Origin of the sequence: Neorhizobium descurainiae (assembly GCF_051400715.1) — a bacterium.
Classification (GTDB): Bacteria; Pseudomonadota; Alphaproteobacteria; order Rhizobiales; family Rhizobiaceae; genus Neorhizobium.
The window spans coordinates 135,289-161,936 of record NZ_JBLFFK010000004.1 but is presented as its reverse complement, the minus strand read 5'-3'; the positions used below and the strand labels follow the sequence as shown (position 1 = coordinate 161,936).

Here is a 26,648-nt window from a genome sequence, read left to right as displayed (position 1 = left end):
GGGCTCAGCTCCAGCCTTCGAAGAAGCCGGGGCCCGCGGCGGCCCGCACCGCTTCGCCCGCATGGCGCCCAAGCGCCTCGGCCTCGGTGCGTTTTCCCTCGACCTCGATCGAATGTTCCTTCCGGCCATCCGGCGTCAGAATCAGCCCCGAGAATTTCAGGTGATCGCCTTCGCAGACGGCATAACCACCGATCGGCGTACGGCAGGAACCGTCGAGAGCCGCAAGGAAAGCGCGTTCGCAGGAAACCGCGTCATGGGTCGGCCGGTCGTTGATCGGGTCGAGCAGGGTCTCGATTCGGGCATCGCCGATGCGGCTTTCGACGCAGATCGCGCCTTGCGCCGGAGCAGGCGGGAAGTCGGCGGGGTCGAGCAGTTCGGTGACGACGTCTTCCTTGGAGAGGCGTTTCAGGCCGGCATAGGCAAGCAGGGTCGCATCCACCTGGCCTTCGTTAAGCTTGCGCAGCCGGGTATCGACGAGCCCGCGGAAGGTGATGACGCTGATGTCCGGCCGGATGCGGCGGATCAGCGCCTGGCGGCGGAGCGAAGACGACCCCACTATGGCGCCGTCGGGTAGAGCCGTCAGCGTCGGCGCGGTGCGTCCGATGAAGGCATCGCGAAAATCCTCGCGCGGAAGATAGGCGGTCAGTTTCAATCCGTCGGGAAGCCTGGTCGGCATGTCCTTGGAGGAGTGAACGGCGAAATCGAGGTCGCCGGAGAGGAGTCCCTCCTCGAGTTCCTGGGTGAAGAGGCCCTTGCCGCCGAGCTCCGTCAGCGCGCGGTCGGTGATGCGGTCGCCAGTGGTCGACAGCACGACGATCTCGAACATTTCCTCCGGCAGACCGTGCGCCGCCATCAGCCGGGCGCGCGTTTCGGAAGCCTGGGCGAGCGCCAGCGGACTGCCGCGCGTGCCGATCCGGAAAGGTTTTGTTTGCATCCGCGTCATTCCATTGTTACCGGAGGCTTCGTAGACCGGATTATCCGGCATCGCAATCAACGAAGTCGGACCCATTGTCCCATGGCGACCTTTCTTCGCATCCTCGGCATCGAAACCAGCTGCGACGAGACCGCGGCGGCGGTCGTCGCGCGCCATGAGGACGGCCGCGGCGAAATCCTCTCCGACGTGGTGCTGTCGCAGCTCGACGAACATAGCATGTATGGCGGCGTCGTGCCTGAGATCGCTGCACGTGCCCATGTGGAGGCGCTGGACGGGCTGGTCGAGGAGGCGCTGCATCGCGCGGATGTCTCGCTCGACGAGATCGACGCGGTGGCGGCAACCTCCGGGCCGGGCCTGATCGGCGGGCTGATCGTCGGGCTGATGACGGCCAAGGCGATCGCGCGCGCCGCCGGCAAGCCACTGCTCGCCATCAACCATCTCGAAGGACACGCGCTGACGGCGCGGCTGACGGACGGGCTGTCCTTCCCTTATCTCATGCTGCTCGTCTCAGGCGGACATACGCAGCTCGTACTGGTGCGCGGCGTCGGCGAATACGAGCGCTGGGGTACGACAATCGACGATGCGTTGGGCGAAGCCTTCGACAAGACGGCGAAGCTGCTCGGGCTCCCCTATCCCGGCGGCCCGGCGGTCGAGAAGGCGGCGCAGACGGGCAATCCGGACCGCTTCTCCTTTCCGCGGCCGCTGGTCGGAGAGGCGCGGCTCGATTTTTCATTCTCGGGTCTCAAGACGGCCGTGCGGCAGGCGTCGACCGAGATCGCGCCGCTTTCCGATCAGGACGTCGCGGATATCTGCGCCTCGTTCCAGAGGGCGATCTCCCGCACGCTGCGCGACCGGATCGGCCGCGGGCTGGCGCGGTTCAAACAGGAATTCGCCAATCTCGACGTCGATCCGGCTCTGGTCGTGGCGGGGGGCGTCGCCGCCAACCAGGAAATCCGCCGCACGCTGCAGGCGCTCTGCATCGAGAACGGTTTCCGCTTCATCGCGCCGCCGCTCCGGCTCTGCACGGACAATGCGGCGATGATCGCCTGGGCGGGGCTTGAACGCCTGGCGGAGGATTTCCCGGCCGATCCGCTCGAAGTCGCGCCGCGCTCCCGCTGGCCGCTCGACAAGGATGCACAAGCCCTGCTTGGCTCGGGCAAACGGGGTGCCAAGGCATGAGCGGCCAGGAACGCATCGTGGTCATAGGCGCCGGCGCTTTCGGCACCGCGCTTGCGGCGGTCGTTGCGCTGGAAGGACGGCATCCGGTCACGCTGGTCGGCCGCGACCCCTCCCTGATGAGCGACCTGCGCGACGACCGGGTGCATAATGCCTCGCTGCCGGGCGTGCCTCTGCCGGATGCCCTGGAGTTTTCCGCGGAGCCGGACGCAATCGGCGAGGCGAGCCTCGTACTCTTCGCGATGCCCTCGCAGGCTCAAGCCGATGCGGCGAAGCACTATGGTCCTTATCTGGCTAAGGATGCGGTGGTCGTCACCTGCGCCAAGGGCATCGACAAGTCGTCCGGCCGGCTGCTGACGGAGGTACTGGAGGCGGACCTGCCGCATCATGCGGTTGCCGTTCTTTCCGGTCCCGGCTTTGCGGCGGACATCGCGCGAGGGCTGCCGACCGCGATGGCGCTCGCCGCTCCGGATAAGGCTCTGGCCGAGCGCCTCGCCAATGCGCTTTCCGGCCGGACCTTCCGCCTCTATGCCTCGACCGACCGGATCGGCGTGCAGCTCGGCGGCGCATTGAAGAACGTGCTGGCTATCGCCTGCGGCATCTCCGAGGGCGCGGGGCTCGGCGATTCGGCCCGTGCCGCGCTGATCTCGCGCGGACTTGCGGAAATGTCGCGGCTGGTCGAAGCGATGGGCGGCAGGGCCGATACGGTGCGCGGGCTTTCCGGCCTCGGCGACCTCGTGCTCACCGGCACCAGCCATCAGTCGCGCAACCTCCGTTTCGGCATCTCATTGGGCCAGGGCGAACCGGGCGATACGGTGGGCGGGCCGCTAGTCGAGGGGGCTTTCGCGGCGTCCGTCGCGGCGCAGCTTGGCCAGAAATTTTCCGTCGAACTGCCGATCACCGACGCGGTGGCGGCGATCATCGACGGCAGGCTCGACATCCGCACGGCCATGGAGCGCCTGATGACCCGGCCGATCACCACGGAATAACGTCACTTTAGTTAACCGCGCATCTTGTCCGAAAACCGCCTCACATTTTCGGGATGCGCTTAAATTCTTGTTTTTCGCATGTCGTTATCGCAAAACCGCAGCACACTTTTGCGCGACATGCTTTAGGAGAGACCGATGCTGTTTGCCTTCCTCTGCACCGACAAGCCCGGACATCTGAACGTCCGCATGGAAACCCGTCCGACGCATGTGGAGCATCTGAACAAGCTCAATGCCGAGGGCACGCTGAAGTTCGCCGGTCCCTTCCTTGATGACGAAGGCAAGCCGAACGGCAGCCTCGTCGTGGTGGAAGCCGCAGACATGGCCGCCGCCCGCGCGATCGCCGAGGCCGACCCCTATTACCTCGCCGGCCTGTTCGAGAAGGTCGAGGTCAAGGCCTGGAACTGGGTCTTCAACAAGCCGGCGGAGTGAGGCGACAGATGGCGTACTGGCTTTACAAATCCGAACCTTCCTCCTGGTCCTGGGAGCAGCAGAAGGCGGCCGGCGAAAAGGGAACCGAATGGACCGGCGTGCGCAACTATCTGGCGCGCAACAACATGCGGGCCATGAAAATCGGCGACAAGGGCTTTTTCTATCACTCCAACGATGGGCTGGAGATCGTCGGCATCGTCGAGGTCTGCGCCCTGTCGCATCCCGATTCGACCGCCAAGGACGATCCGCGCTGGGACTGCGTCGATATCCGCGCCGTGATCGACATGCCGAAGCCGGTGACGCTGAAGGACATCAAGGCCAATCCGAAGTTCGAGAAGATGTCGCTGGTGACATCGATGCGGCTTTCGGTGCAGCCGGTGACGGACGAGGAGTATTTCGAGATCTGCAGGCTCGGCGGTCTCGACAATCCGCCGCGTTCTCCGGACTGAGCCAGTCTTGAAGACCGATCCGCGGACCTTCATCCTCGAAAACACGGATCTCATGCGGCCGCCGCACGTGCCGGAAATCCGGCTGCATCTCGCAAGCGAAGCGCATGATCTCTGGCTGAAGACGGAGGAGGACCTGGAAAAGATCGGCCTGCCGCCACCCTTCTGGGCCTTCGCCTGGGCGGGAGGGCAGGGGCTCGCGCGCTATGTCCTCGACCATCCGGAAACGGTTGCCGGGAAACGGGCACTGGATTTCGCCAGCGGTTCCGGACTGGTGGCGATCGCCGCGAAGCTTGCGGGCGCGGCGGATGTGCTGGCGGCGGATATCGATCCGTGGACGGAGAGCGCCATAGCGATGAATGCGGCCGAGAACGGCGCCGATATCCGGTTCACCTCGGAGAAACAGATCGGCAGAGCCGTCGAGGCGGATGTCGTTCTCGCGGGGGATGTTTTCTATGATCGCGACTTTGCCAGCGCGCTGATTCCGTGGCTCGAGCGGCTCGCCGGCGAGGGCAAGCTTGTTCTGGTCGGAGACCCCGGGCGGAGCTATTGCCCGAAGGAGCGGCTCGAACAGCTTGCTGTCTATGAAGTGCCGGTGACGCGGGCACTGGAGGACAGTGAGGTCAAAAAGACGACAATCTGGCGGTTTATTTAGGTGAGGGTGCGGCGTTTCGGTTGGATGCGACCGCAAAAGCTCCGGGTCTCAATCCCCGCCGCGGATGACGCAGACGCCGGCCTCGAAAGAGCAGGCCTGTGAGGCGAAGGCGTTGCCGCCCATTTGCTGCTCGACGTCGATGATCGTGGCCTTCGGCGCGAGAGTGGACCGGCTCTGCTCACGCAGCGGCCAGTAATACTCGGCATCGCGCAGGAAATAGATTCCGTTGCCGCGAACCGGATAGGTTTCGAGGGCGCCGCCATAAAATCCGCCGAGCTGACGGGGGCGGCTGATCGAACGACCGGTGAAGCCGGCCATGCGGTCGATTTCCGCCGGCCGGTTCCAGCGGCCGTCGCCCTGGCGGTCCCAGCGGTTGTTCTCCACCCGATGATGACGGTGGCCGCGATCATTCCAGCGATCATGGGGCCAGCGGTCGCGGGCTTCAGCGGCTGCGGTGAATGCTGCGATGAGCGCAGCGGCGGCAAGGACAGGCTTCATGCGATTCGCGATCATGGCGAACTCCGGCAAAATCGTTAACGAAAGGTTAACACGAAATGGCGCATGGCGTCCTGGCGGCAACGAATTCTTTGTAAATCATGGTTAACGTGCCCGCCGGGTTTGAGCCGCGGCAGCCTTGAGAAAGACACAATCGATTAAATTCCAAATCCGCTTGAATTGTTCTTGTCGTCCGACATCCGTGCGATTAAACCACGCCAATGATGCAATGCACATTTCTTCGGCATTGCCGGGCGCCCCGCCCTTGATACCGCATACGACGCCGCGAGGTTCTGATGGCGAATGTGACAAACAACCGGCCCCTGTCGCCGCATCTGCAAATCTACAAATTCATTCCCACCATGGCGATGTCGATCGTCCACCGCATCACCGGCGGAGCGCTCTACTTCGGCACTCTGCTGGTCGCCGCGTGGCTGATCTCGGCTGCCTCCGGCGAGGAATATTTCAACTGGGTCAACTGGCTGTTCGGTTCGATCGTCGGCCAGCTCGTGCTGTTCGGCTATACCTGGACCCTTCTCCACCATCTGCTCGGCGGTCTGCGCCACATCATGTGGGACCTCGGCTACGGGTTCGAGAAGGAGTTCTCGACGAAGCTCGCCAAGGCCAATCTCGTCGCCTCCATCCTTCTGACCGTCCTCGTCTGGGCGATCGTGCTCATCGTCCGCTGAGGAGATCAATCATGGATATGCGTACTCCTCTCGGGAAAGTCCGCGGCCTCGGCTCGGCCAAGAGCGGCACGGAGCATTTCTGGCGCGTGCGGACCACGTCCGTGGCACTCGTCCCGCTTCTCGTCTTCTATATCGTCTTCCTGATCATCTATGCCGGCAAGCCTTATGCCGAAGTGGTCGGTGCGCTCGCCAATCCCTTCGTCGCCACGATCAACGGGCTGACCATCGTCGCGAGCATCATCCACATGCGTCTCGGCATGGAAGAGATCATCCAGGACTACGTCCATTCCGAAGGCATGAAGATCGCTCTTCTCATCCTCAACGCCTTCTTCTCCCTCCTTGTCGGCGGCCTCTGTCTTTTCGCCGCCCTGAAAATCGCATTTGCAGGATAACCCCGTCATGGCATCTGTCACTCCTCTCGCCCAGAACGGCAAGGCCTATACCTATGTCGACCATTCCTATGACGTGATCGTCGTGGGGGCCGGCGGCGCCGGCCTGCGCGCCACGCTCGGCATGGCCGAACAGGGTTTCAAGACCGCCTGCATCACCAAGGTCTTCCCGACCCGCTCGCACACCGTGGCAGCACAGGGCGGCATCGCCGCCTCGCTGCAGAACATGACGCCGGATAGCTGGCAGTGGCACCTCTACGACACCGTCAAGGGTTCCGACTGGCTCGGCGACGTCGACGCCATGCAGTACATGGTCATGGAGGCGCCGAAAGCAGTCTACGAGCTCGAGCACTATGGCGTGCCGTTCTCGCGCAACGAGGAAGGCAAGATCTACCAGCGCCCGTTCGGCGGCCATATGCAGAATTTCGGCGCCGGCCCGCCGGTGCAGCGCACCTGCGCCGCCGCAGACCGCACCGGCCATGCCATCCTGCACACGCTCTACGGCCAATCGCTGCGCAACAACGCGGAATTCTTCATCGAATATTTCGCGCTCGACCTGATCATGTCGGATGACGGCAGCCGCTGCACCGGCGTCGTTGCCTGGAACCTCGATGACGGCACGATCCATCGCTTCGCCGCCAAGATGGTAGTGCTGGCGACCGGCGGCTACGGCCGCGCCTATTTCTCGGCAACATCGGCCCATACCTGCACCGGCGACGGCGGCGGCATGGTGGCCCGCGCCGGTCTGCCGCTGCAGGATATGGAATTCGTGCAGTTCCATCCGACCGGCATTTACGGTTCGGGCTGTCTCATCACCGAAGGCGCGCGCGGCGAAGGCGGTTACCTCGTCAATTCCGAGGGCGAACGCTTCATGGAGCGCTATGCGCCTTCGGCCAAGGACCTTGCATCCCGCGACGTGGTTTCCCGCTGCATGACGCTGGAAATCCGCGAAGGCCGCGGCGTTGGCAAGAACAAGGACCACATCTTCTTGCATCTCGACCATCTGGACCCGGCCGTCCTGCACGAGCGCCTGCCCGGCATTTCCGAGAGCGCCAAGATCTTCGCCGGCGTCGACGTGACCCGCGAGCCGATCCCGGTCCTGCCGACCGTCCACTACAACATGGGCGGCATACCGACCAATTTCTGGGGCGAAGTACTGAACGCCGACAGCGCCAATCCGGAACGCATCCTGCCGGGCCTGATGGCGGTCGGCGAAGCGGGCTGCGCCTCGGTTCACGGTGCCAACCGTTTGGGCTCCAATTCGCTGATCGACCTCGTGGTCTTCGGCCGTGCTGCGGCGATCCGCGCCGGCCAGGTCATCGACCGTTCTGCACCGATCCCGGCGCTCAACACGGCGGCCTGCGACAAGATCATGGACCGCTTTGATGGCCTGCGGAACGCCAAGGGCGGCACGCCGACCGCCGTGCTGCGCGACAAGATGCAGCGGGCCATGCAGGAAGACGCGGCGGTGTTCCGCACCCAGGAATCGCTGGAATCCGGCTGCAAGCGGCTTTCGGAAATCTGGGGCGAACTCAGGGACATCAAGGTCACCGACCGTTCGATGATCTGGAACTCGGACCTCGTCGAGACGCTGGAATTGCAGAACCTGATGGCGAATGCGATCACCACCGTCTACGGCGCGGAAGCGCGCAAGGAAAGCCGCGGCTCGCATGCCCGCGAGGACTTTACGTCCGGTCCGTTCGGCGGCCGCGACGACGAGAACTGGCGCAAGCACACGCTCGCATGGGTGAACGAAGCCGGCGACGTGAAGCTCGACTACCGCCCGGTCCATACCGAGCTCATCGCAGACGGCATCGATCCGCACAAGATCGAGCCGAAGGCACGCGTGTACTGATCTCAAGGGACCTGGACCATGGTTGAACTCGCCCTCCCCAAGAACTCCCAGATGACCGAAGGCAAGGTCTGGCCGAAGCCGGAAGGCGCCAAGAACGTCCGGGAATACCGCGTCTACCGCTGGAACCCGGATGACGGCCAGAACCCGCGCGTCGACACCTATTACATCGATGTCGACGATTGCGGCCCGATGGTTCTCGACGGTCTGCTCTACATCAAGAACAACATCGACCCGACGCTGACGCTGCGCCGTTCCTGCCGCGAAGGCATCTGCGGCTCCTGCGCCATGAACATCGACGGCACCAACACGCTCGCCTGCACCAAGGGCATGGACGACATCACGGGCACCGTGAAGGTCTATCCGCTGCCGCATATGCCGGTCGTGAAGGACCTCGTCCCTGATCTCACGAACTTTTACGCGCAGCATCGCTCGATCGAGCCGTGGCTGAAGACGGTATCGCCGCCGCCGGCCAAGGAATGGAAGCAGAGCCACGAGGATCGCTTGAAGCTCGACGGTCTCTACGAGTGCATTCTCTGCGCCTGTTGCTCGACCTCCTGTCCGAGCTACTGGTGGAACGGCGACCGCTATCTCGGCCCGGCGGTCCTGCTGCAGGCCTATCGCTGGCTGATCGACTCCAGAGACGAAGCCAAGGGCGAACGCCTCGACAATCTCGAGGATCCGTTCCGGCTCTATCGCTGCCATACGATCATGAACTGCGCGCAGAGCTGCCCGAAGGGCCTGAATCCGGCCAAGGCGATCGCCGAAATCAAGAAGATGATGGTCGAGCGCCGCGTCTAAAATGATGACGAGAGGTAAGCTGCCGCTTCTGCGGCGGCTTCCCAAATTGCGCCGCTAAGCCCGGAATTGGAACAAAGCGGTCCGCGCGGCTTGATTTAGCAGAGCCTTTCGCGATAATTCCGCCGTCTTTCAACGGTAGCACGGGCGGCACGCAACCCGCGGGAGTTAGATGATGCAGTTCAAATATGTGGCGACGGGCCTTGTCCTTTTAGTAGCACTTGCCGGTTGCCAGCGTACTTCATACAGTCCCTACAACGATCTGCCTTCTCAACCCGCACCGCTTCAGGCCCAGCCTGTTCCGTCCGTCCAGGGCGGCCAGTTGCCGCCGCCTGGAGCTTCCAATCCCTCGCAGTTCCCGAATGCGCCGAGCGCCAACCCCAACATGGCAGCGCTCGATCCGAACGCCGCGGCGCCCGCAAGCGCCCTCGACGTCAAAAAGGAAGCCATGGTTGGCAACTGGCGTGTCTCGAACGCCGGCGCTTCCTGCGACATGTTCCTGACGCTCACCAATCTCGGCGGCGGTTCGCGCGGCGGTACCCGCGGCTGCGCCGGTGAGCTCACCACCATGGGGTCCTGGGAAGTTTCGGGCAAGACGGTCCAGTTCAAGAACCGTGCCGGCGACATTATCGGCCGGGTCTACAAGACCGCCGAGAACCGCTACGACGGCACGATGAATTCCGGTCAGCCCGTCAGCCTGAGCCGCTAAGCGGCTCACCTTCCCGAGGGCGTCCGGTTGGAACCCATTCCCGATTACACGGCGAGCGTCGGCGAGGAGCTGAAGGCGCTGACGGCGTCCGGCGTGCTGACGGCGGATGCCGCCCAGTTCGAAGTCGCGGCGAAGCTCGACCATGTGCTGACATGCCTCCGCGAGACGAAGCCGGCCAAAAAGAAGAGCGCACTCGGCTGGCTGTTCGCCAAGGGCGGCGGGCGGCCGCGGGAGATCCGCGGGCTCTACGTGCATGGCAGCGTCGGGCGCGGCAAGACCATGCTGATGGACATGTTCTTCAAGAAGGCGCCGATCGAGAAGAAGCGCCGGGCGCATTTCCACGAATTCATGGCGGATGTGCACAACCGCATCCACGAGCATCGCATGAAGCTGAAACGGGGCGAAACGCGGCAAGCCGATCCCGTCCCGCCGGTCGCCGCCGCGCTCTATGCGGAGGCGGAGCTTCTCTGCTTCGACGAATTCTCCGTCACCGACATCACCGACGCGATGATCCTGGCGCGTCTCTTCACCGAGCTTTTCGAACTCGGCTGCGTGCTCGTCGCAACGTCGAACGTGGCCCCGGCGGATCTTTATAAGGACGGGCTGAACCGCGGCCTCTTCCTGCCGTTCATCGCGCTGCTCGACAGTCGGGTGGATGTCGTAACGCTCGACTCGCCCACCGATTACCGCATGCAGAAGTTCGCCAGCCTGCCGGTCTACGTGACGCCGCTCGACCGGCGTGCCGATGCGGCAATGGAATCGGCCTGGCATCAGGTCACCGAGGGAGAAAAGGCGAGACCTGTCGAAATCCCCATGAAGGGCCGCAGCATCCATGTGCCTTCCGCCGCCGGACGGGCGGCGCGCTTCGATTTTGCGGATATTTGCGGCAAGCCACTGGGTGCATCGGACTATCTGGCGATCGCCGATCGGTTCGATGCCGTTTTCGTGGAGCACATACCGCAGCTCGGGCCGGAGAAGCGGAACGAGGCGAAACGGCTGATCAATCTGGTCGACGCGCTTTATGACCATAGCGTGCGGCTCTATGTCTCCGCGGCGACGGCGCCGGAGGATATCCTGCTGGAGCGGAAGGGGACGGAAGGCTTCGAATTCGACCGCACGGTTTCGCGCCTCTTCGAGATGCGAAGCCCCGGCTACCTCGCGTTGCATCAGGAAAAGCGGCGCGGAACTTGACGGTTTGGTGACAAAATTTCTTACGTTTACGTAAGAAATTTATGATCTAACCGATTGAAAAACTTGGCTCCAAAATAATCGATTGCCAATTTCTCTGGATGGCGGTATGCGGTCTGGCACATCGGCAGGTCCGCCATGGCCTTGCCCGTGAATTCGGATCTCGAAAGGAAGCTTTTCGATGGCGCGCAAGAAGATCGCACTTATTGGTTCTGGCATGATCGGTGGCACGCTGGCGCATCTCGCCAGTCTGAAGGAACTGGGCGACATCGTCCTCTTCGACATCGCCGACGGCATCCCTCAGGGCAAGGGTCTCGACATCGCACAATCCGGCCCGGTCGAGGGTTTCAACGCCAAGCTTTCCGGCGCCAGCGACTATTCTGCCATCGAAGGCGCGGACGTCTGCATCGTCACCGCCGGCGTCGCCCGGAAGCCCGGCATGAGCCGCGACGATCTGCTCGGCATCAACCTGAAGGTCATGGAGCAGGTCGGTGCCGGCATCAAGAAATATGCCCCGAACGCCTTCGTGATCTGCATCACCAACCCGCTCGACGCGATGGTCTGGGCGCTCCAGAAGTTCTCCGGCCTGCCGAAGAACATGGTCGTCGGCATGGCCGGCGTCCTCGATAGCGCCCGTTTCCGTCTCTTCATCGCCGAAGAGTTCAATGTCTCGGTCCAGGACGTCACCGCCTTCGTTCTCGGCGGCCACGGCGACACGATGGTGCCGCTCGCCCGCTACTCCACGGTTGCCGGCGTTCCGCTGACCGATCTCGTCAAGATGGGCTGGACCACCAAGGAGCGTCTCGAAGAAATCATCCAGCGCACCCGCGACGGTGGCGCCGAAATCGTCGGCCTCCTGAAGACCGGTTCTGCCTACTATGCTCCGGCCGCTTCCGCGATCGAGATGGCTGAATCCTATCTCAAGGACAAGAAGCGCGTCCTGCCGGTCGCCGCTCACCTGACGGGCCAGTACGGCGTGAAGGACATGTATGTCGGCGTTCCGGTCGTTCTCGGCGCCGGCGGCGTCGAACGCATCGTCGAGGTCGAATTCAACAAGGCGGAGGAGGAGGCCTTCCAGAAGTCCGTCGGCGCCGTCGCCGGCCTTTGCGAAGCCTGCATCAACATCGCCCCGGCTCTCAAGTAATCTGGCGCTGACGTCATCCAAACAGGGACAAACCCATGAACATTCATGAATATCAGGCCAAGGCTCTCTTGAAGGGCTACGGCGCGCCGGTTGCCGAAGGCGTGGCCATCCTGAAGGTCGAAGAGGCCGAAGCCGCCGCCAAGAAGCTCCCCGGCCCGCTCTACGTGGTTAAGAGCCAGATCCATGCCGGCGGCCGCGGCAAGGGGAAGTTCAAGGAACTTGCGCCGGAAGCCAAGGGCGGCGTGCGTCTCGCCAAGTCGATCGACGAAGTGGTTGCTCACGCCAAGGAAATGCTCGGCAACACGCTGGTGACCGCCCAAACCGGTGAAGCGGGCAAGCAGGTCAACCGCCTCTATATCGAAGACGGCGCCGACATCGAGCGCGAGCTTTACTGCTCGCTGCTGGTCGACCGTTCGGTCGGCCGGGTGGCCTTCGTCGTCTCGACCGAAGGCGGCATGGACATCGAGGCCGTCGCCCACGACACGCCCGAGAAGATCCATACGATCGCGATCGATCCGGAAGCGGGCGTGACGGCGGCAGACGTCGCTAAAATCTCCAAGGCCCTCGCGCTCGAAGGCGCTGCCGCCGAGGATGCCAAGTCGCTGTTCCCGGCGCTCTACAAGGCTTTCAACGAGAAGGACATGGCTCTTCTCGAGGTCAATCCGCTGATCGTCATGAAGAACGGTCGCCTGCGCGTTCTCGACGCCAAGATGTCCTTCGACGGCAATGCACTCTTCCGCCACGACGACGTGAAGGCACTGCGTGACGAAACGGAAGAAGACGCCAAGGAAATCGAGGCCTCCAAGTGGGACCTCGCCTATGTCGCGCTCGACGGCAATATCGGCTGCATGGTCAACGGCGCAGGCCTCGCCATGGCGACGATGGACATCATCAAGCTCTACGGCAAGGAGCCCGCGAACTTCTGCGACGTCGGCGGTGGCGCCGGCAAGGAGAAGGTGGCTGCGGCCTTCAAGATCATCACCGCCGACCCTAAGGTCGAAGGCATTCTCGTCAACATCTTCGGCGGCATCATGCGCTGCGACGTCATCGCCGAAGGCGTCGTCGCGGCGGTGCAGGAAGTCGGCCTCAAGGTTCCGCTCGTCGTTCGCCTGGAGGGCACCAATGTCGAGCTCGGCAAGAAGATCCTGAACGAGTCTGGTCTCGCCATCACGGCGGCCGACGACCTTGACGACGCGGCGAAGAAGATCGTCGCGGCGATCGAAGCCTAATCTGGAAGGACCGGAAAGAATGTCTATCCTCGTCAATAAAGACACCAAGGTCATCGTCCAGGGCCTGACCGGCAAGACCGGGACCTTCCATACGGAACAGGCGCTCGCCTATTACGGCACCAAGATGGTGGGCGGCGTTCATCCCAAGAAGGGCGGCGAATCGTGGTCGTCGGGCGTCGATGGCACGTCGCTGCCGATCTTCACGTCTGTCGCGGAAGCCAAGGACAAGACCGGCGCCGACGCGTCGGTCATCTATGTCCCGCCGGCCGGCGCCGCCGATGCGATCATCGAGGCGATCGAGGCTGAGATCCCCTTTATCGTCTGCATCACGGAAGGCATTCCGGTGATGGACATGGTGCGCGTCAAGGCGAAGCTCGACAAGTCGAAGTCGCGCCTGCTCGGCCCGAACTGCCCGGGTGTGCTGACGCCGGAAGAGTGCAAGATCGGCATCATGCCGGGCTCGATCTTCCGCAAGGGTTCGGTCGGCATCGTTTCCCGCTCGGGCACGCTGACCTACGAAGCCGTCTTCCAGACCTCCAACGAAGGCCTCGGCCAGACGACGGCCGTCGGCATCGGCGGCGACCCGGTCAAGGGCACCGAGTTCATCGACGTGCTCGAGATGTTCCTGGCCGACGAAGCCACCCAGTCGATCATCATGATCGGCGAGATCGGCGGCTCGGCGGAAGAGGACGCGGCGCAGTTCCTCAAGGACGAAGCCAAGAAGGGCCGCAAGAAGCCGATGGCCGGCTTCATCGCGGGCCGTACAGCACCGAAGGGCCGCACGATGGGTCACGCGGGAGCGGTGGTGTCCGGCGGCAAGGGCGATGCGGAATCGAAGATCGCGGCCATGGAATCGGCAGGCATCAGGGTGTCGCCGTCTCCGGCCCGTCTCGGCAAGACCTTGGTTGAAGTCCTCAAGGGCTGACGCCACATAAGGGACGGTCGCTGCCGGCAGATAGGCAGCGATCGATCCGACAAGCTTCGGACAGGCGAAGCGGTGCATGCCTTGCCTGTCCTGGTTGAGCGCCCCCCGATTAAGCTCTCGGGAACGCTTGCCGCCTCGGCGGCTCGAGATAGCAGACGATAAGACAAGAAAATGCGGATACCGGATATCTTCCGGTTCCGACCACGTCAGGAGGCGGGCGCGGCGCCCGCAAAAGAAACCATGGCACGGCAAGAAGCCAACGAGCAGTTCCTCATCACCTCTTTCCTCGACGGGCAGAACGCGGCCTATATCGAACAGCTCCACGCCCGGTACGAAAGCGATCCGGCGTCGGTTGCGCCGGAATGGCAGGCCTTCTTCAAGGCGCTCGCCGACAATCCGGACGATGTGAAGAAGGCGGCGAAGGGAGCTTCCTGGCAGCGACAGAACTGGCCTGTCGTCGCCAATGGTGAACTGGTCTCGGCGCTCGACGGCAACTGGCCGGCCGTGGAAAAGGCCATGGAGGGCAAGGTAAAGGCGAAGGCCGAAGCCGCCGCCGCGGTAACCGGCAAGCCGGTCAACGATGCGGACGTGCTGCAGGCGACGCGCGACAGCGTGCGCGCCATCATGATGATCCGCGCCTATCGCATGCGCGGCCACCTGCATGCCAAGCTCGACCCGCTCGGCCTTGCCGCTCCGGTGGAGGATTACAACGAGCTTTCGCCGACGGCCTACGGCTTCACGGAAGCCGATTACGACCGCAAGATCTTCATCGACAACGTGCTCGGCCTCGAATACGCGACCATTCGCGAGATGATCGAGATCCTGGAGCGAACCTATTGCTCGACGATCGGCGTCGAGTTCATGCACATCTCCAATCCGGAAGAGAAGTCCTGGATCCAGGAACGCATCGAAGGTCCCGGCAAGGGCGTCGAATTCACGCCTGAAGGCAAGAAGGCGATCCTCTCCAAGCTCGTCGAGGCTGAAGGCTACGAGCAGTTTCTCGACGTCAGGTTCAAGGGCACCAAGCGCTTCGGTCTGGACGGCGGCGAATCGCTGATCCCGGCGCTGGAGCAGATCATCAAGCGCGGCGGCCAGGAAGGTCTTGAGGAAGTCGTTCTCGGCATGCCGCACCGCGGCCGTCTCAACGTGCTCTCCCAGGTCATGGGCAAGCCGCACCGGGCGATTTTCCACGAATTCAAGGGCGGCTCCTTCAAGCCCGATGAAGTCGAAGGCTCCGGCGACGTGAAGTACCATCTCGGTGCTTCGTCCGACCGCGAATTCGATGGTAACAAGGTGCACCTGTCGCTGACCGCGAACCCCTCGCATCTGGAAATCGTCAACCCGGTCGTCATGGGCAAGGCGCGCGCCAAGCAGGACATGCTCGCGAAGGTCTGGGAAGGCGACATCATTCCGCTGAAGGAGCGGTCCAAGGTTCTGCCGCTCCTGCTGCACGGCGATGCCGCCTTCGCCGGCCAGGGCGTCGTGGCCGAAATCCTCGGCCTTTCCGGCCTGCGCGGCCATCGAGTCGCCGGCACGATGCATGTCATCGTCAACAACCAGATCGGCTTCACCACCAATCCGGCCTTCTCGCGCTCGTCGCCTTATCCGTCCGACGTCGCCAAGATGATCGAAGCGCCGATCCTGCATGTCAACGGCGACGATCCGGAAGCGGTCGTCTATGCCGCCAAGGTCGCTACCGAATACCGGATGAAGTTCCACAAGCCGGTCGTCGTCGACATGTTCTGCTACCGCCGCTTCGGCCATAACGAAGGCGACGAGCCGGCGTTCACGCAGCCGAAGATGTACAAGGTCATCCGCGGCCACAAGACGGTCGCGCAGATCTATGCAGACCGCCTGATCGCCGAAGGCCTGCTGAGCGAAGGCGAATTCGAGAAGATGAAGGCCGACTGGCGCGCCCATCTCGAGACCGAGTTCGAAGCCGGCCAGAGCTACAAGCCGAACAAGGCTGATTGGCTGGATGGCCAATGGTCGGGTCTGCGCTCGGCCGACAATGCCGACGAGCAGCGCCGCGGCAAGACCGCCATGCCGATGAAGCAGCTGAAGGAGATCGGCCGCAAGCTTTCGACCGTTCCGGAAGGCTTCAATGCGCATCGCACCATCAAGCGCTTCATGGAAAATCGCGCCCAGATGGTCGAGACGGGCGAAGGCATCGACTGGGCGATGGCCGAGGCTCTGGCCTTCGGTTCGCTTGCGGTGGAAGGCACCAAGATCCGTCTGTCCGGCCAGGATTGCGAGCGCGGCACGTTCTCGCAGCGCCATTCGGTGCTCTACGATCAGGATACGGAAGAGCGCTACATTCCGCTTGCCAATCTCTCGCCGACCCAGGCCCGCTACGAAGTCATCAACTCGATGCTCTCGGAAGAGGCGGTGCTGGGCTTCGAATACGGTTACTCGCTGGCACGCCCGAATGCGCTGACGCTCTGGGAGGCACAGTTCGGCGACTTCGCCAACGGTGCGCAGGTCGTGTTCGACCAATTCATCTCGTCGGGCGAACGCAAATGGCTCAGAATGTCCGGCCTCGTCTGCCTGCTGCCGCACGGTTACGAAGGCCAGGGGCCGGAGCACTCGTCGGCCCGTCTGGAACGCTGGCTGCAGATGTGCGCGGAAGACAACATGCAGGTCGCCAACTGCACGACGCCGGCCAACTACTTCCATATCCTGCGCCGGCAGGTGAAGCGCGATTTCCGCAAGCCGCTCCTCCTGATGACGCCGAAGTCCCTCCTGCGGCACAAGCGGGCCACTTCGACGCTTGCCGAAATGGCCGGCGAATCCTCTTTCCATCGCCTCCTCTGGGACGATGCGGAGGTGATCAAGGACGGTCCGATCAAGCTGCAGAAGGACAACAAGATCCGCCGCGTCGTGCTCTGCACGGGCAAGGTCTATTACGACCTCTTGGAAGAGCGCGAAAAGCGCGGCATCGACGACGTCTATCTGCTGCGCATCGAACAGCTCTATCCGTTCCCGGCCAAGGCTCTCATCAACGAGCTTTCCCGCTTCCGCAATGCGGAAATGGTTTGGTGCCAGGAAGAGCCGAAGAACATGGGCGCCTGGGCCTTCATCGACCCTTATCTGGAATGGGTTCTCGCCCATATCGATGCCAAGTACCAGCGCGTGCGCTACACGGGCCGGCCGGCAGCGGCATCCCCTGCAACCGGTCAGATGTCGAAGCATCTGGCGCAGCTCGAAGCCTTCCTCGAAGACGCGCTCGGCGGCTGATCTTTTCAGCCGCTCTCTCATCCATTTTCGCAAACACCATCTGACAGAATACGGAAACAGATCATGGCCACCGAAATCCGCGTACCTACTCTCGGCGAGTCCGTCAGCGAGGCAACCGTCGGCACCTGGTTCAAGAAGGTCGGCGACACGATCAAGGCCGACGAGCCGCTGCTCGAGCTCGAAACGGACAAGGTGACCGTCGAGGTTCCGGCGCCGGCCGCCGGCGTGCTCTCCGAGATCGTCGCCAACAACGGCGAGACCGTCGGCCTCGGCGCATTGCTCGGCCAGATTGCCGAGGGCGGCGCAGGCGCTGCCGCGGCTGCTCCGGCCGCCAGGCCTGCGGAAGCCGCTCCGGCCAAGGTCGCCGAGCCGGCCGCGGCTGCTCCCGCTGCCGCTCCAGCGCCTGCTGCTGCCGCTACTTCCATGCCGCCGGCTCCGGCTGCCGCCAAGATCGCTGCGGACAACAACGTTTCGACCGCCGAAATCGAAGGCTCCGGCAAGCGCGGGCAGGTCCTGAAGGGTGATGTGATCGCCGCCGTCGCCAAGGGCATTTCCGCTCCGGCGGCTGCGCCTGCTGCTCCGGCCGCCGCTCGCGGCCCCTCGACGGTCGAGGATGCCGCCCGCGAAGAACGGGTGAAGATGACGCGCCTGCGCCAGACGATCGCCCGCCGCCTCAAGGATGCGCAGAACACCGCCGCCATGCTCACCACCTATAACGAGGTGGACATGAAGGCGGTCATGGACCTGCGCAACAAATACAAGGACATCTTCGAGAAGAAGCACGGCGTGAAGCTCGGTTTCATGGGCTTCTTCACCAAGGCGGTAACGCACGCCCTGAAGGAGCTGCCGGCGGTCAACGCCGAGATCGACGGCACCGACATCATCTACAAGAACTACTGCCATATCGGCGTCGCCGTCGGCACCGACAAGGGCCTCGTGGTTCCGGTCGTGCGCGATGCCGACCAGATGTCGATCGCCGAGATCGAGAAAGATATCGGCCGCCTGGGCAAACTCGCCCGCGACGGCCAATTGTCGATGGCCGACATGCAGGGCGGCACCTTCACCATCTCGAACGGCGGCGTCTACGGTTCGCTGATGTCCTCGCCGATCCTCAACGCGCCTCAGTCCGGCATCCTCGGCATGCACAAGATCCAGGAGCGTCCGGTTGCGATCGGCGGCCAAGTCGTGATCCGCCCGATGATGTATCTGGCGCTCTCCTATGACCATCGCATGGTGGACGGCAAGGAGGCGGTGACCTTCCTGGTCCGCGTCAAGGAAAGCCTGGAAGATCCGGAACGCCTGGTTCTCGATCTTTAATTCGGGAACGGAATGATGGAGACGCTCGGGGTCACGGCAACGCCTTACATGACGCTGCTCGCCCTGAGCGTGATCCTCCTCGTCCTTCAAATCCTGCTGCAGGGCACGCTTGCAACGCGTGAGCTTGGCTCCAAATGGAATGCGGGGCCGCGGGACGAGGGGCTGGAACCGGAAGGCAAACTGGCCGGCCGCGCTGCGCGGGCGTCGAAGAATTTCCAGGAAACCTATCCGGCTTTCGTCGGCCTTCTGCTCGGCGTCGCCTTCTCAGGCGACGACGCATCGGGCTTAGGCCTGGTCGGCGGCTGGATCTGGTTCGTCGCCCGGATCGTCTACCTGCCGCTCTATCTGGCGGGCATTGCGTATTTCCGGTCCTTCGTCTGGCTGATCAGCATGGCCGGGATGCTCGCCATGATGATCGCGCTCTTCCGGTGATGCCATGATCGCTTTCTCCAAGTCATGGCTTCTGACGCTCTGCCTGATGCCGGCAATGGCATCGGCAGAGGAGCGGTGCGCGATCGAGAAGGCCGTATTCGTCGAGGCGGATGCGGGCACAGTGCTGTCGTTCAGGCCGGTGGGCTCGGATTCGGCGGCGGTCAGCCACCTTTTCACCATCACGGGTGGCAAACTGAAGCTCGACGGCCATGTCATGTATGACGAGGATGCGCGGCGCCCGGCCGGCATGGTGATGAACAACTGCCCCGAGGGCGATGCGACAGGGGCCGAACTCAGGGCCTGCACGGTCTGGACGGGTGTGCCCTATGCGCTCGATAAGGCGACGGGCCATATCGACATATTGGGCGCGGAGGGCACTCAGGCGCCGGACGCGGTCCTCATGCCCGGCATCGGTCCGGCGATCCGCCACTCGGCGCTGTGGGAGAAAAGCGGTCTCGGCCAGGTGCCCTGGGACCTTTACGAATTCAAGGAATGCAGGGCGGCGTGAGCCACGGCTCCTCCGCGGATTATCAAGAGAAGGATTGATGATGGCTTATGATCTCGTCGTAATCGGAAGCGGTCCGGGCGGCTATGTCTGCGCGGTGAAGGCTGCCCAGCTCGGCCTCAAGGTCGCGGTCGTGGAAAAGCGCGCCACCTACGGCGGGACCTGCCTCAATATCGGCTGCATTCCCTCCAAGGCGCTGCTGCATGCTTCCGAGATGTTCCACCACGTCGGCCACGGCATGGATGCGCTCGGCGTCGAGGTCCCGGCTCCCAAGCTGAACCTTGAGAAGGTGATGGCGCACAAGGACGCGACCGTGAAGTCGAACGTCGACGGCGTCGCCTTCCTCTTCAAGAAGAACAAGATCGACGGCTTCCAGGGCACCGGCAAGATCGTCTCCGCAGGCAAGGTCTCCGTGACCGGTGAGGACGGCAAGGTTCAGGAGCTGGAAACCAAGAACATCGTCATCGCCACCGGTTCGGACGTCGCCGGCATCCCGGGCGTCAATGTCGAGATCGACGAGAAGGTCATCGTTTCGTCCACCGGCGCCATCGCGCTCGAAAAAGTGCCGGAGCACCTGGTGGTGGTCGGCGGCGGCGTCATCGGCATGGAACTCGGTTCGGTCTGGCAGCGGCTCGGCGCCAAGGTCACCGTCGTCGAATATCTCGACAAGCTGCTCGGCGGCATGGACGGCGAGGCAGCGAAGCAGTTCCAGCGCATGATGCAGAAGCAGGGCATGGATATCCGCACGGAGGCCAAGGTCACCGGCGTGGAAAAAACGGCCAAGGGCGCCAAGGTCACCTATGAGCCGGTCAAGGGCGGCGAGGCGCAGACCATCGAGGCCGATGTCGTGCTGATCTCCACCGGCCGCAAGCCTTATACGGCAGGCCTCGGTCTGGAAGAGGCCGGCGTGAAGGTCGACAACCGCGGCCGCGTCGAGATCGACGATCACTTCAAGACCAATGTCGACGGCATCTATGCGATCGGCGACGTGGTGCGCGGCCCGATGCTGGCCCATAAGGCCGAGGACGAAGGCGTGGCGCTTGCCGAAATCCTCGCCGGCCAGCACGGCCATGTGAATTACGACGTCATCCCGAGCGTCGTCTATACCCAGCCGGAAGTCGCCTCCGTCGGCAAGACCGAGGAGGAGCTGAAAGCCGCAGGCATCGCCTACAAGGCCGGCAAGTTCCCGTTCACGGCGAACGGCCGCGCCCGTGCGATGCTCGCGACCGAGGGTTTCGTAAAGATCCTTGCCGACAAGGAGACCGATCGCGTTCTCGGCGGCCATATCGTCGGCTTCGGTGCCGGCGAGATGATCCACGAAATCACCGTGCTGATGGAATTCGGCGGCTCGTCGGAAGACCTCGGCCGCACCTGCCATGCGCATCCGACCATGTCGGAAGCGGTGAAGGAAGCCGCACTCGCCACCTTCTTCAAGCCGATCCATATGTGATCTCAACGGAGCGTTGCCCGGGCCATATCCGGGCGATGCTCATTCCTGCTCCGATGCACCTTTATAGAGTGTCTCGTAGTCCCGACCGCCATAGAAGATATGGTGATATTTATCATCTCGCCGACGCGATAGGCTATGACCGCGGATTTCTCGAACGGCACCGTCCGCAGGCCCATTTGAAGATCATCTCGCGAGCGCCCACCGTATGGAATGTCGCCAATCTTTCGACACCGGATTAGGATCCGCTTGACGAAGCGCTCGGCCACAGAGTGGCTGCCGCTCGCTTCGGCAATGTAATCATATATTTGCTGCAGCTCTCGCTTGGCTTCTGGTCGAAAGGTAACTTTAAGACGCCGCATCTCTGCCGGCTTTTTTCGCCCGCGCCATATAAGCAGCCATCTCGTCTTCCATCTCTTCCGCAGTCAGGCTTGGACGCGGATCATCGATCGAGCGGCGTATCCGCGCGCGAATTGCTTCCAGCCGCTCAGCATCCTCCAGCCGCTGACGTTGCCATACGCGCACTGCATTCCGCATCGCTTCGCTTATGGTTGCGAATTCCCCGGCTGCTACGCTCTCACGTACGGTCTCCATCAGATCCCGCGTCATGGTGATACTGAGTTTTTCGGCACTTTGCATGATCGACTCCTTTATTGCATAGTAGGATAAAATCCGACCGATTTCCACCTGCCCTTCCTGCTCCGGCGCGTACTTTATCAATTCCTGGATTAAATCTCAGACAGGTTCGCAGCTTCCGCTTGTGAGCTGAGTAATTGCCCATAACATGGGTGCCGTTGTTCCAGCCTCTCGGGAAAGGTCGAGAAATGGCATCCTTCTCCGTTCCGCAGCGGATCCTTCACTGGGTCATGGCTGCCCTGATCCTCTTCAACCTGCTCTTCACCGACGCGATGGAGACCTACGCAAGGCTTGCGTTTGGTGGCCAGACGCCGACGCCTGATCAGGTGAGTGCGGCGAACATCCACGCCTATGTCGGCATCAGCGTCCTTGCGCTCGGCCTCGTCCGCCTCTGTCTGCGCTTCGTCCAAGGCGTGCCCCCGGAGCCCAGGGAAGAGCCACCGTTCCTGCGCGTGGTGGCGAGGATCAGCCACTGGGCCTTCTATGCGCTGTTTTTCATGATGCCGTTCGCTGGCATAGGTGCCTATTACTTCGAAAACAGGACGGCTGCCTTTGCGCATGCCGGGCCGATGAAGCTCCTCATGTGGGCGCTGATCATTGCGCATATCGCCGGCGTGCTGGTGCACCAGTTCTATTGGAAGACCAATATCCTCAAGCGGATGACGAGTGGCGTCAGTTGACTGCCGTGACGGTGAAGCCCTGATCCTTCAGAAGCTGGACAAGGCCGTCCTCGCCCGGCAGATGGAGAGCGCCGACGGCGATAAAGGCCCCGCCTTCGGCGAGAATGGGGGCGGCGCGCTCGGCCATCAGATGGTTGCGCTTGGTCACCACGAGCTCCTCGAATTCGGCATAACCGGCATCGTCGCTGCCGTCGGGGGCGACCGCCTTCAGGAGCGGCATCGTGAGCCCGATGTCGCCGGAGACGTAAAGATCGGTCATGGTCTCGAAGACGTCGTCGAGTTTCGGCCCGAGCTTGATCGTCTCGACGAGCGACTTCATGTGCAGATCGATCGGAATGGCCGCCAGCGTCGAAAACTGCTCGGCAAATGTCTCCAGCCCCTTCACCGGCTTGCCGGCGGCTGCGGCATCCAGCGCGATCTGCTTGTCCAGAACGTCGGTGTTCTGCGCCTTGCGGGCCATCTCGCAGGCCGGAAGCGAAACGAAGGCCATCAGCATCCACGGTTTCATGCGGGATACGGCGGAAAGCGAGATGCCGCGCTGTTTCAGGCCGGCTTCGACAACCGCGAGGTCGTCCTTGGACAGCAGCTTGTCGATGGAGTTGCCGTCGGTGAACATGGTGAGTTCCGGCTTTGCCAGCATACCGGCCATCGCCTTCTTCTCGTCCAGGACCTCGTCCGATTCGATGACGACGGTCTTCGCCGCGGCACGGGCTTCAGCCGCTCCGGAAGGCATCTTCGACACCCGCGGATCGGAAACATGCATGGTGCCGAGGAGATAGGAGGGCGCAATTCCGTCCTTCTCGATCTTCCAGAAGATGCCTTTGCCGTTCGGTACCTTCGCGCTCTCGGCGATCACCCGGTCATATTCCTTCGGGTTCTCGGCCTTCAGCTCATCGAGGAGATTGCTGCCATGACAAGCCGGCGCTTCGGCGCGAGCGGGCGATAGCGAACCGAGGACCAGAAGAAGGGAAGCAAGCGCGATGACATGCGCGGCTGCCATCAGCCACAGCGTGAAATCCTGGGCGCGCCTGAAAAGAGCGGTAGCGGAAAAGGCGGGAGTCATCATGTCATCCGTCCGGAATGGTCGCCGGCACATTAGCAAGACCCATTCCACAAGCGCTTAACACAGATGGTTTAAATTTTCTTCATGCTCGCGGATGGGCGCGGTCGTAGACCTCCAGCAGCCGAGTGGAATCGACGCCGGTATAGACCTGGGTCGTCGACAGGCTGGCATGGCCCAGGAGCTCCTGGATGGTGCGCAGGTCGCCGCCACCGGCCAGAAGATGCGTTGCGAAGGAATGGCGCAGCGCATGCGGCGTCGCCGTCTCCGGCAGGCCGAAGGCGCTTCTCAGTTTCTGCATCTCGCGCTGGATGATCGCCGGCTGCAGCGGCCCGCCGCGCGCGCCGCGGAAAAGCGGCTTATCCGCTTCAAGATGATAGGGGCAGAGCTTGTTGTAGGAGGCTACTGCGTCGAACACGATCGGCAGCAGCGGCACGATACGCGTCTTGCCGCCCTTGCCGGTGATGCGGAGCGTGGTCGCGCCGGGCGTCAGGTCCGCGGGTCTGAGGCCAAGCGCTTCGGAGATGCGCAGGCCGCAGCCGTAAAGCAAGGTCAGGACGGCGGCGTCGCGCGCGGCGATCCAGGGCTCCTCCTGCAATTGCGCGTCGGTGGTGACGAGATTGAGCGCCTGGCGATCGGTGAGCGGCTTCGGGAGCGATTTCGGCTGCCTGGGAGCGCGGATCGCGCCGGCGGCTGCGGCGTTCACCAGACCCTTGCGTTCGAGATAGCGGAGCAACGAACGAAGCCCCGCCAGATGACGGCCGAGCGAGCGGGCTCCCGACCCTTCGCGGCGGCGTGCGGCGAGAAATGCGCGCAGGTCCGCCGGGCGCAATGTGTGGATATCCGAAAGCCTGGCCGGACCGCCCAGATGCGCGGTCAGGAACGTCAGGAACTGCCGGGTGTCGCGCTCATAGGCATCCAGCGTGTTTTCCGCAAGCCGCCGTTCGCTCGCCAGGCTTTCAAGCCACTCGCGGCGCTTCTCGACGAGATCGGGTGCGGCGATGATCAGCAGTTCGTTCAATCCGGGGCCTGTTGAATTCTGAGAATGAGCGCCCCAGATTGCTGTGGACGGCGTTACGAAATTCCTAAGGCTTCCTTAGCAAGTAGTAATTATGTCATCGTTCGAACATACGGGGCTGCGATAGCTTGCAGGTCCTGTCTGCGGGAGTTTTCATGGCGCGCCGTGCTTCTACGACCACTTTCGGTCAATTCGCTGAAACACTCGCTCTCGTTTCTCAAGGAAAACCAGGTCATATCGTCGATACGCTGATCGCCGAGCGTGGCCAGCGAATCGTCCAGAATCCGCTCTGGCCGGTCATGCGGCCGTTTCTCTATACGCTGCTGCGCTACGGGCGGGCGATCCAATTCGCCAACGACATTTCGAATCTGAACGGCTTCCAGTGCTTCGAATACATGAGCAATCTGCTGAAGCTCGATGTGACGGTCGCCCATGCCGGGCGCATACCCGAAAAAGGCGGTTTCATCCTCGTCAGCAATCACCCGACCGGCATTGCCGACGGCGTCGCCGTCTTCGATCTCCTGAAGTCACGCCGGCCGGACATGATGGTTTTCGCCAACCGCGATGCGGTGCGCGTCAATCCGCGTTTTGCCGAGATGATCATTCCGGTCGAGTGGCGGGAGGAATACAAGAGCAAGCTGAAGGCCCGCGAGACGCTGGTACTCACCAACAAGACGGTCGAGGAGGGCAAGGTCATGGTGCTCTTCCCTTCCGGCCGCATCGCCTATTGGGCTGACGGCCGGCTCAACGAGCGGCCGTGGAAGACGTCGGCCGTGGGGCTGGCGCGCAAATACAACATGCCCATCCTGCCGGTCCATATGCGGGCGCGCAATTCCGGCCTGTTCTACTGGTTCGCCAAATGGTCGACGGAACTGCGCGACATGACGGTGTTCTACGAACTCCTCAACAAGAAGGGCAACCGGTTCGATTTCACCGTAGGACAGATGATCCAGCCGGAGGAGCTGGAAGGCGATGCGGTGGAGGTCACCAAGGCACTCGAGCAGCATACGGTCTTCGAACTCGCGGCCGATGGAGATGCGAAGTTCATGATGACAGGGCGACCGCAGACGGCTTCGGCTGCCTGACCGGCTTTCCTTTCGAACGACGTCTGAGTAGAAATCGAGCATGCTGCTCCGCTCGATGTTCGCCGAAAACTACCGATCGCTCCGCAAGATTCGCATGGATCTCGCCGGCGTGAACCTGTTCATCGGCGAGAACGGCGTCGGCAAATCCAATCTCTACCGCGCGTTGCAGCTCGTCCAGGCGGCGGTGCGCGGCAATCTTGCGTATGAAATCGCGGCCGAGGGCGGCATGGCTTCGGCGCTCTGGTCCGGACCGCGTCGCGAGGAGAAGAATTTCCGTATCAAGTTCGAAGTCGAGGTGCTGGACGAGGAGCGGGCCGTCACCTTCCGCTATCGCGTGGAAGCGGGCTTGCGTCCGCCAAAAGCGGCCGCCGGCTTTGCCTTCGAGCCGCAGGTGAAGGCGGAGGAGCTTTCCGTCGAAACCGGCTCGCGGCCGGTGACGATGATGAAGCGCGCCGGACCGGGCATCATGGTGCGCGGCGAGCGTGGCCGCATGGAGGAATATCCGGAACAGGCGATGACGTCGGAAACCGCCATCGCACTGCTTGGCGACGCCGGGCATTATCCGGAGGTCGGCGCTTTCCACCGCATGGTTGACGGCTGGCGGTTCTTCCATGGTTTTCGTACCGACCGCGATTCGCCGCTCAGGCGGCCATGCCTTGCGGTGACCTCGCCGCTGCTCGACCAGGACGGCAGCAATATGGCCGCCGTCTTCGCGACGCTCGTCCATACCCGAGGAGACACAGTCGAGCTCGATGGGGCGATCGCATCGGCGTTCGGCGGAGCAAAGCTGCATGTGCCGGAGCCGGGAGAATATGCCGAATTCGGTCTCGTCTTTCCGGATTTTCCGCGGCGGGTTTTTCAGCCGCGCGAGCTTTCCGACGGACAGATCCGTTTTCTTGGCCTTGCCGCGGCGCTGATGTCCTATCGTCAGCCGCCGCTGATCGCGCTGAACGAGCCAGAATCGAGCCTCCATCCGGACATGCTGCCGCCGCTGGCCGACATGATCGCCGAGGCCGCCCGTTCGAGCCAGATCTGGATCGTAACCCATTCCGAACAGCTTGCCTCGGCTGTGGAGGAGCGCTGCGGAACACGGCCCAAACGCGTCATCCGGCAGGACGGCGCCACGTGGATCGGGGGCATGCGGCTCACCGGCGTCATGGATGACGACGATGACTAAACTCGTC

General features: G+C 62.9%; 28 protein-coding genes. 22 read left to right on the top strand and 6 right to left on the bottom strand.

Annotated elements, in window-relative coordinates; translation table 11 throughout:
- Window positions 1-4: 4 nt before the first annotated feature.
- The gene (hemC, locus tag ACMGE0_RS09790; RefSeq protein WP_436815659.1) at window positions 5-934 is read right to left on the bottom strand and encodes a hydroxymethylbilane synthase; all 930 of its coding nucleotides are present in this window, start codon (window positions 932-934) and stop codon (window positions 5-7) included.
- A gap of 81 nt (window positions 935-1,015) precedes the next feature.
- On the opposite strand from hemC, the gene tsaD reads away from it, so the two are divergent.
- The 5 genes from tsaD (at window position 1,016) to ACMGE0_RS09765 (ending at window position 4,629) form a co-directional block, all read left to right on the top strand.
- The gene (gene tsaD, locus ACMGE0_RS09785; RefSeq protein ID WP_436815658.1) at window positions 1,016-2,113 is read left to right on the top strand and encodes a tRNA (adenosine(37)-N6)-threonylcarbamoyltransferase complex transferase subunit TsaD; all 1,098 of its coding nucleotides are present in this window, start codon (window positions 1,016-1,018) and stop codon (window positions 2,111-2,113) included.
- A complete protein-coding gene (locus ACMGE0_RS09780) occupies window positions 2,110-3,099 on the top strand; it encodes an NAD(P)H-dependent glycerol-3-phosphate dehydrogenase (protein ID WP_436815657.1) in 990 nt (329 codons plus the stop codon). The genes tsaD and ACMGE0_RS09780 overlap by 4 nt, the downstream gene beginning before the upstream one ends.
- 135 nt (window positions 3,100-3,234) lie before the next feature.
- The gene (locus tag ACMGE0_RS09775) at window positions 3,235-3,528 is read left to right on the top strand and encodes a YciI-like protein (RefSeq protein ID WP_436815656.1); all 294 of its coding nucleotides are present in this window, start codon (window positions 3,235-3,237) and stop codon (window positions 3,526-3,528) included.
- A gap of 8 nt (window positions 3,529-3,536) precedes the next feature.
- On the top strand, window positions 3,537-3,977 hold the full coding sequence (locus tag ACMGE0_RS09770) for an EVE domain-containing protein (protein ID WP_436815655.1): 441 nt from the start codon (window positions 3,537-3,539) through the stop codon (window positions 3,975-3,977).
- 7 nt (window positions 3,978-3,984) lie between these two features.
- Window positions 3,985-4,629, top strand: a complete 645-nt coding sequence (locus tag ACMGE0_RS09765; protein ID WP_436815654.1) for a class I SAM-dependent methyltransferase — start codon at window positions 3,985-3,987, stop codon at window positions 4,627-4,629.
- Window positions 4,630-4,677: 48 nt separating this feature from the next.
- On the opposite strand, the gene ACMGE0_RS09760 is transcribed toward ACMGE0_RS09765, so the two are convergent.
- Window positions 4,678-5,142 carry a hypothetical protein gene (locus tag ACMGE0_RS09760; protein WP_436815653.1) on the bottom strand — a complete coding sequence of 155 codons (465 nt, stop codon included), beginning with the start codon at window positions 5,140-5,142 and terminating at the stop codon, window positions 4,678-4,680.
- Window positions 5,143-5,420: 278 nt separating this feature from the next.
- On the opposite strand from ACMGE0_RS09760, the gene sdhC reads away from it, so the two are divergent.
- From sdhC to lpdA, 14 genes are all read left to right on the top strand, one after another.
- Window positions 5,421-5,813, top strand: coding sequence for a succinate dehydrogenase, cytochrome b556 subunit (sdhC, locus tag ACMGE0_RS09755; protein WP_436815652.1), 393 nt, complete (start codon window positions 5,421-5,423; stop codon window positions 5,811-5,813).
- A gap of 11 nt (window positions 5,814-5,824) precedes the next feature.
- The gene (gene sdhD, locus ACMGE0_RS09750; protein ID WP_436815651.1) at window positions 5,825-6,205 is read left to right on the top strand and encodes a succinate dehydrogenase, hydrophobic membrane anchor protein; all 381 of its coding nucleotides are present in this window, start codon (window positions 5,825-5,827) and stop codon (window positions 6,203-6,205) included.
- Between the two features lie 7 nt (window positions 6,206-6,212).
- Window positions 6,213-8,057, top strand: a complete 1,845-nt coding sequence (gene sdhA / locus ACMGE0_RS09745) for a succinate dehydrogenase flavoprotein subunit (RefSeq protein WP_436815650.1) — start codon at window positions 6,213-6,215, stop codon at window positions 8,055-8,057.
- A gap of 18 nt (window positions 8,058-8,075) precedes the next feature.
- Window positions 8,076-8,855 carry a succinate dehydrogenase iron-sulfur subunit gene (locus ACMGE0_RS09740; protein ID WP_436815649.1) on the top strand — a complete coding sequence of 260 codons (780 nt, stop codon included), beginning with the start codon at window positions 8,076-8,078 and terminating at the stop codon, window positions 8,853-8,855.
- A 172-nt stretch (window positions 8,856-9,027) separates the two neighbouring features.
- Complete coding sequence (locus tag ACMGE0_RS09735; protein ID WP_436815881.1) at window positions 9,028-9,561, top strand: protease inhibitor Inh/omp19 family protein; 534 nt, start codon at window positions 9,028-9,030, stop codon at window positions 9,559-9,561.
- Window positions 9,562-9,588: 27 nt separating this feature from the next.
- On the top strand, window positions 9,589-10,752 hold the full coding sequence (zapE, locus tag ACMGE0_RS09730; protein ID WP_436815648.1) for a cell division protein ZapE: 1,164 nt from the start codon (window positions 9,589-9,591) through the stop codon (window positions 10,750-10,752).
- A 178-nt stretch (window positions 10,753-10,930) separates the two neighbouring features.
- Window positions 10,931-11,893: a malate dehydrogenase gene (gene mdh / locus ACMGE0_RS09725; RefSeq protein ID WP_436815647.1), complete on the top strand. Its 963-nt coding sequence runs from the start codon at window positions 10,931-10,933 to the stop codon at window positions 11,891-11,893.
- Between the two features lie 35 nt (window positions 11,894-11,928).
- Entirely contained in the window at window positions 11,929-13,122 is a 1,194-nt protein-coding gene (sucC, locus tag ACMGE0_RS09720) for an ADP-forming succinate--CoA ligase subunit beta (RefSeq protein ID WP_436815646.1), read from the top strand.
- Window positions 13,123-13,141: 19 nt separating this feature from the next.
- On the top strand, window positions 13,142-14,047 hold the full coding sequence (sucD, locus tag ACMGE0_RS09715) for a succinate--CoA ligase subunit alpha (protein WP_436815645.1): 906 nt from the start codon (window positions 13,142-13,144) through the stop codon (window positions 14,045-14,047).
- Between the two features lie 240 nt (window positions 14,048-14,287).
- Window positions 14,288-17,284: a 2-oxoglutarate dehydrogenase E1 component gene (locus ACMGE0_RS09710; protein WP_436815644.1), complete on the top strand. Its 2,997-nt coding sequence runs from the start codon at window positions 14,288-14,290 to the stop codon at window positions 17,282-17,284.
- A 63-nt stretch (window positions 17,285-17,347) separates the two neighbouring features.
- Window positions 17,348-18,601 carry a 2-oxoglutarate dehydrogenase complex dihydrolipoyllysine-residue succinyltransferase gene (gene odhB / locus ACMGE0_RS09705; protein WP_436815643.1) on the top strand — a complete coding sequence of 418 codons (1,254 nt, stop codon included), beginning with the start codon at window positions 17,348-17,350 and terminating at the stop codon, window positions 18,599-18,601.
- 15 nt (window positions 18,602-18,616) lie between these two features.
- Entirely contained in the window at window positions 18,617-19,033 is a 417-nt protein-coding gene (locus ACMGE0_RS09700) for an MAPEG family protein (RefSeq protein ID WP_436815880.1), read from the top strand.
- 4 nt (window positions 19,034-19,037) lie between these two features.
- The gene (locus ACMGE0_RS09695; protein ID WP_436815642.1) at window positions 19,038-19,541 is read left to right on the top strand and encodes a hypothetical protein; all 504 of its coding nucleotides are present in this window, start codon (window positions 19,038-19,040) and stop codon (window positions 19,539-19,541) included.
- A gap of 40 nt (window positions 19,542-19,581) precedes the next feature.
- Complete coding sequence (gene lpdA / locus ACMGE0_RS09690; RefSeq protein ID WP_436815879.1) at window positions 19,582-20,988, top strand: dihydrolipoyl dehydrogenase; 1,407 nt, start codon at window positions 19,582-19,584, stop codon at window positions 20,986-20,988.
- Between the two features lie 2 nt (window positions 20,989-20,990).
- Here the strand turns inward: lpdA and ACMGE0_RS09685 are convergent, their stop codons facing one another.
- Together ACMGE0_RS09685 and ACMGE0_RS09680 are read right to left on the bottom strand one after the other, a co-directional pair.
- A complete protein-coding gene (locus tag ACMGE0_RS09685) occupies window positions 20,991-21,347 on the bottom strand; it encodes a type II toxin-antitoxin system RelE/ParE family toxin (RefSeq protein WP_436815641.1) in 357 nt (118 codons plus the stop codon).
- A complete protein-coding gene (locus ACMGE0_RS09680; protein ID WP_436815640.1) occupies window positions 21,334-21,624 on the bottom strand; it encodes a ribbon-helix-helix domain-containing protein in 291 nt (96 codons plus the stop codon). Before ACMGE0_RS09680 ends, ACMGE0_RS09685 begins: the two co-directional genes overlap by 14 nt.
- Window positions 21,625-21,809: 185 nt before the next feature.
- Between ACMGE0_RS09680 and ACMGE0_RS09675 the strand changes: the two genes are divergently transcribed.
- Window positions 21,810-22,301: a cytochrome b gene (locus tag ACMGE0_RS09675; RefSeq protein WP_436815639.1), complete on the top strand. Its 492-nt coding sequence runs from the start codon at window positions 21,810-21,812 to the stop codon at window positions 22,299-22,301.
- Here ACMGE0_RS09675 and ACMGE0_RS09670 read toward each other — a convergent pair.
- Both ACMGE0_RS09670 and ACMGE0_RS09665 read right to left on the bottom strand, forming a co-directional pair.
- Complete coding sequence (locus ACMGE0_RS09670; protein ID WP_436815638.1) at window positions 22,294-23,367, bottom strand: TraB/GumN family protein; 1,074 nt, start codon at window positions 23,365-23,367, stop codon at window positions 22,294-22,296. The genes ACMGE0_RS09675 and ACMGE0_RS09670 overlap by 8 nt on opposite strands.
- Window positions 23,368-23,446: 79 nt before the next feature.
- Window positions 23,447-24,382 (bottom strand): tyrosine recombinase XerC, encoded by a 936-nt coding sequence (locus tag ACMGE0_RS09665; protein ID WP_436815637.1) that lies wholly within the window; start codon window positions 24,380-24,382, stop codon window positions 23,447-23,449.
- Window positions 24,383-24,534: 152 nt separating this feature from the next.
- On the opposite strand from ACMGE0_RS09665, the gene ACMGE0_RS09660 reads away from it, so the two are divergent.
- Complete coding sequence (locus tag ACMGE0_RS09660) at window positions 24,535-25,464, top strand: GNAT family N-acetyltransferase (protein WP_436815636.1); 930 nt, start codon at window positions 24,535-24,537, stop codon at window positions 25,462-25,464.
- A 40-nt stretch (window positions 25,465-25,504) separates the two neighbouring features.
- Window positions 25,505-26,641, top strand: coding sequence for an AAA family ATPase (locus ACMGE0_RS09655; RefSeq protein ID WP_436815635.1), 1,137 nt, complete (start codon window positions 25,505-25,507; stop codon window positions 26,639-26,641).
- Window positions 26,642-26,648 lie beyond the last annotated feature (7 nt).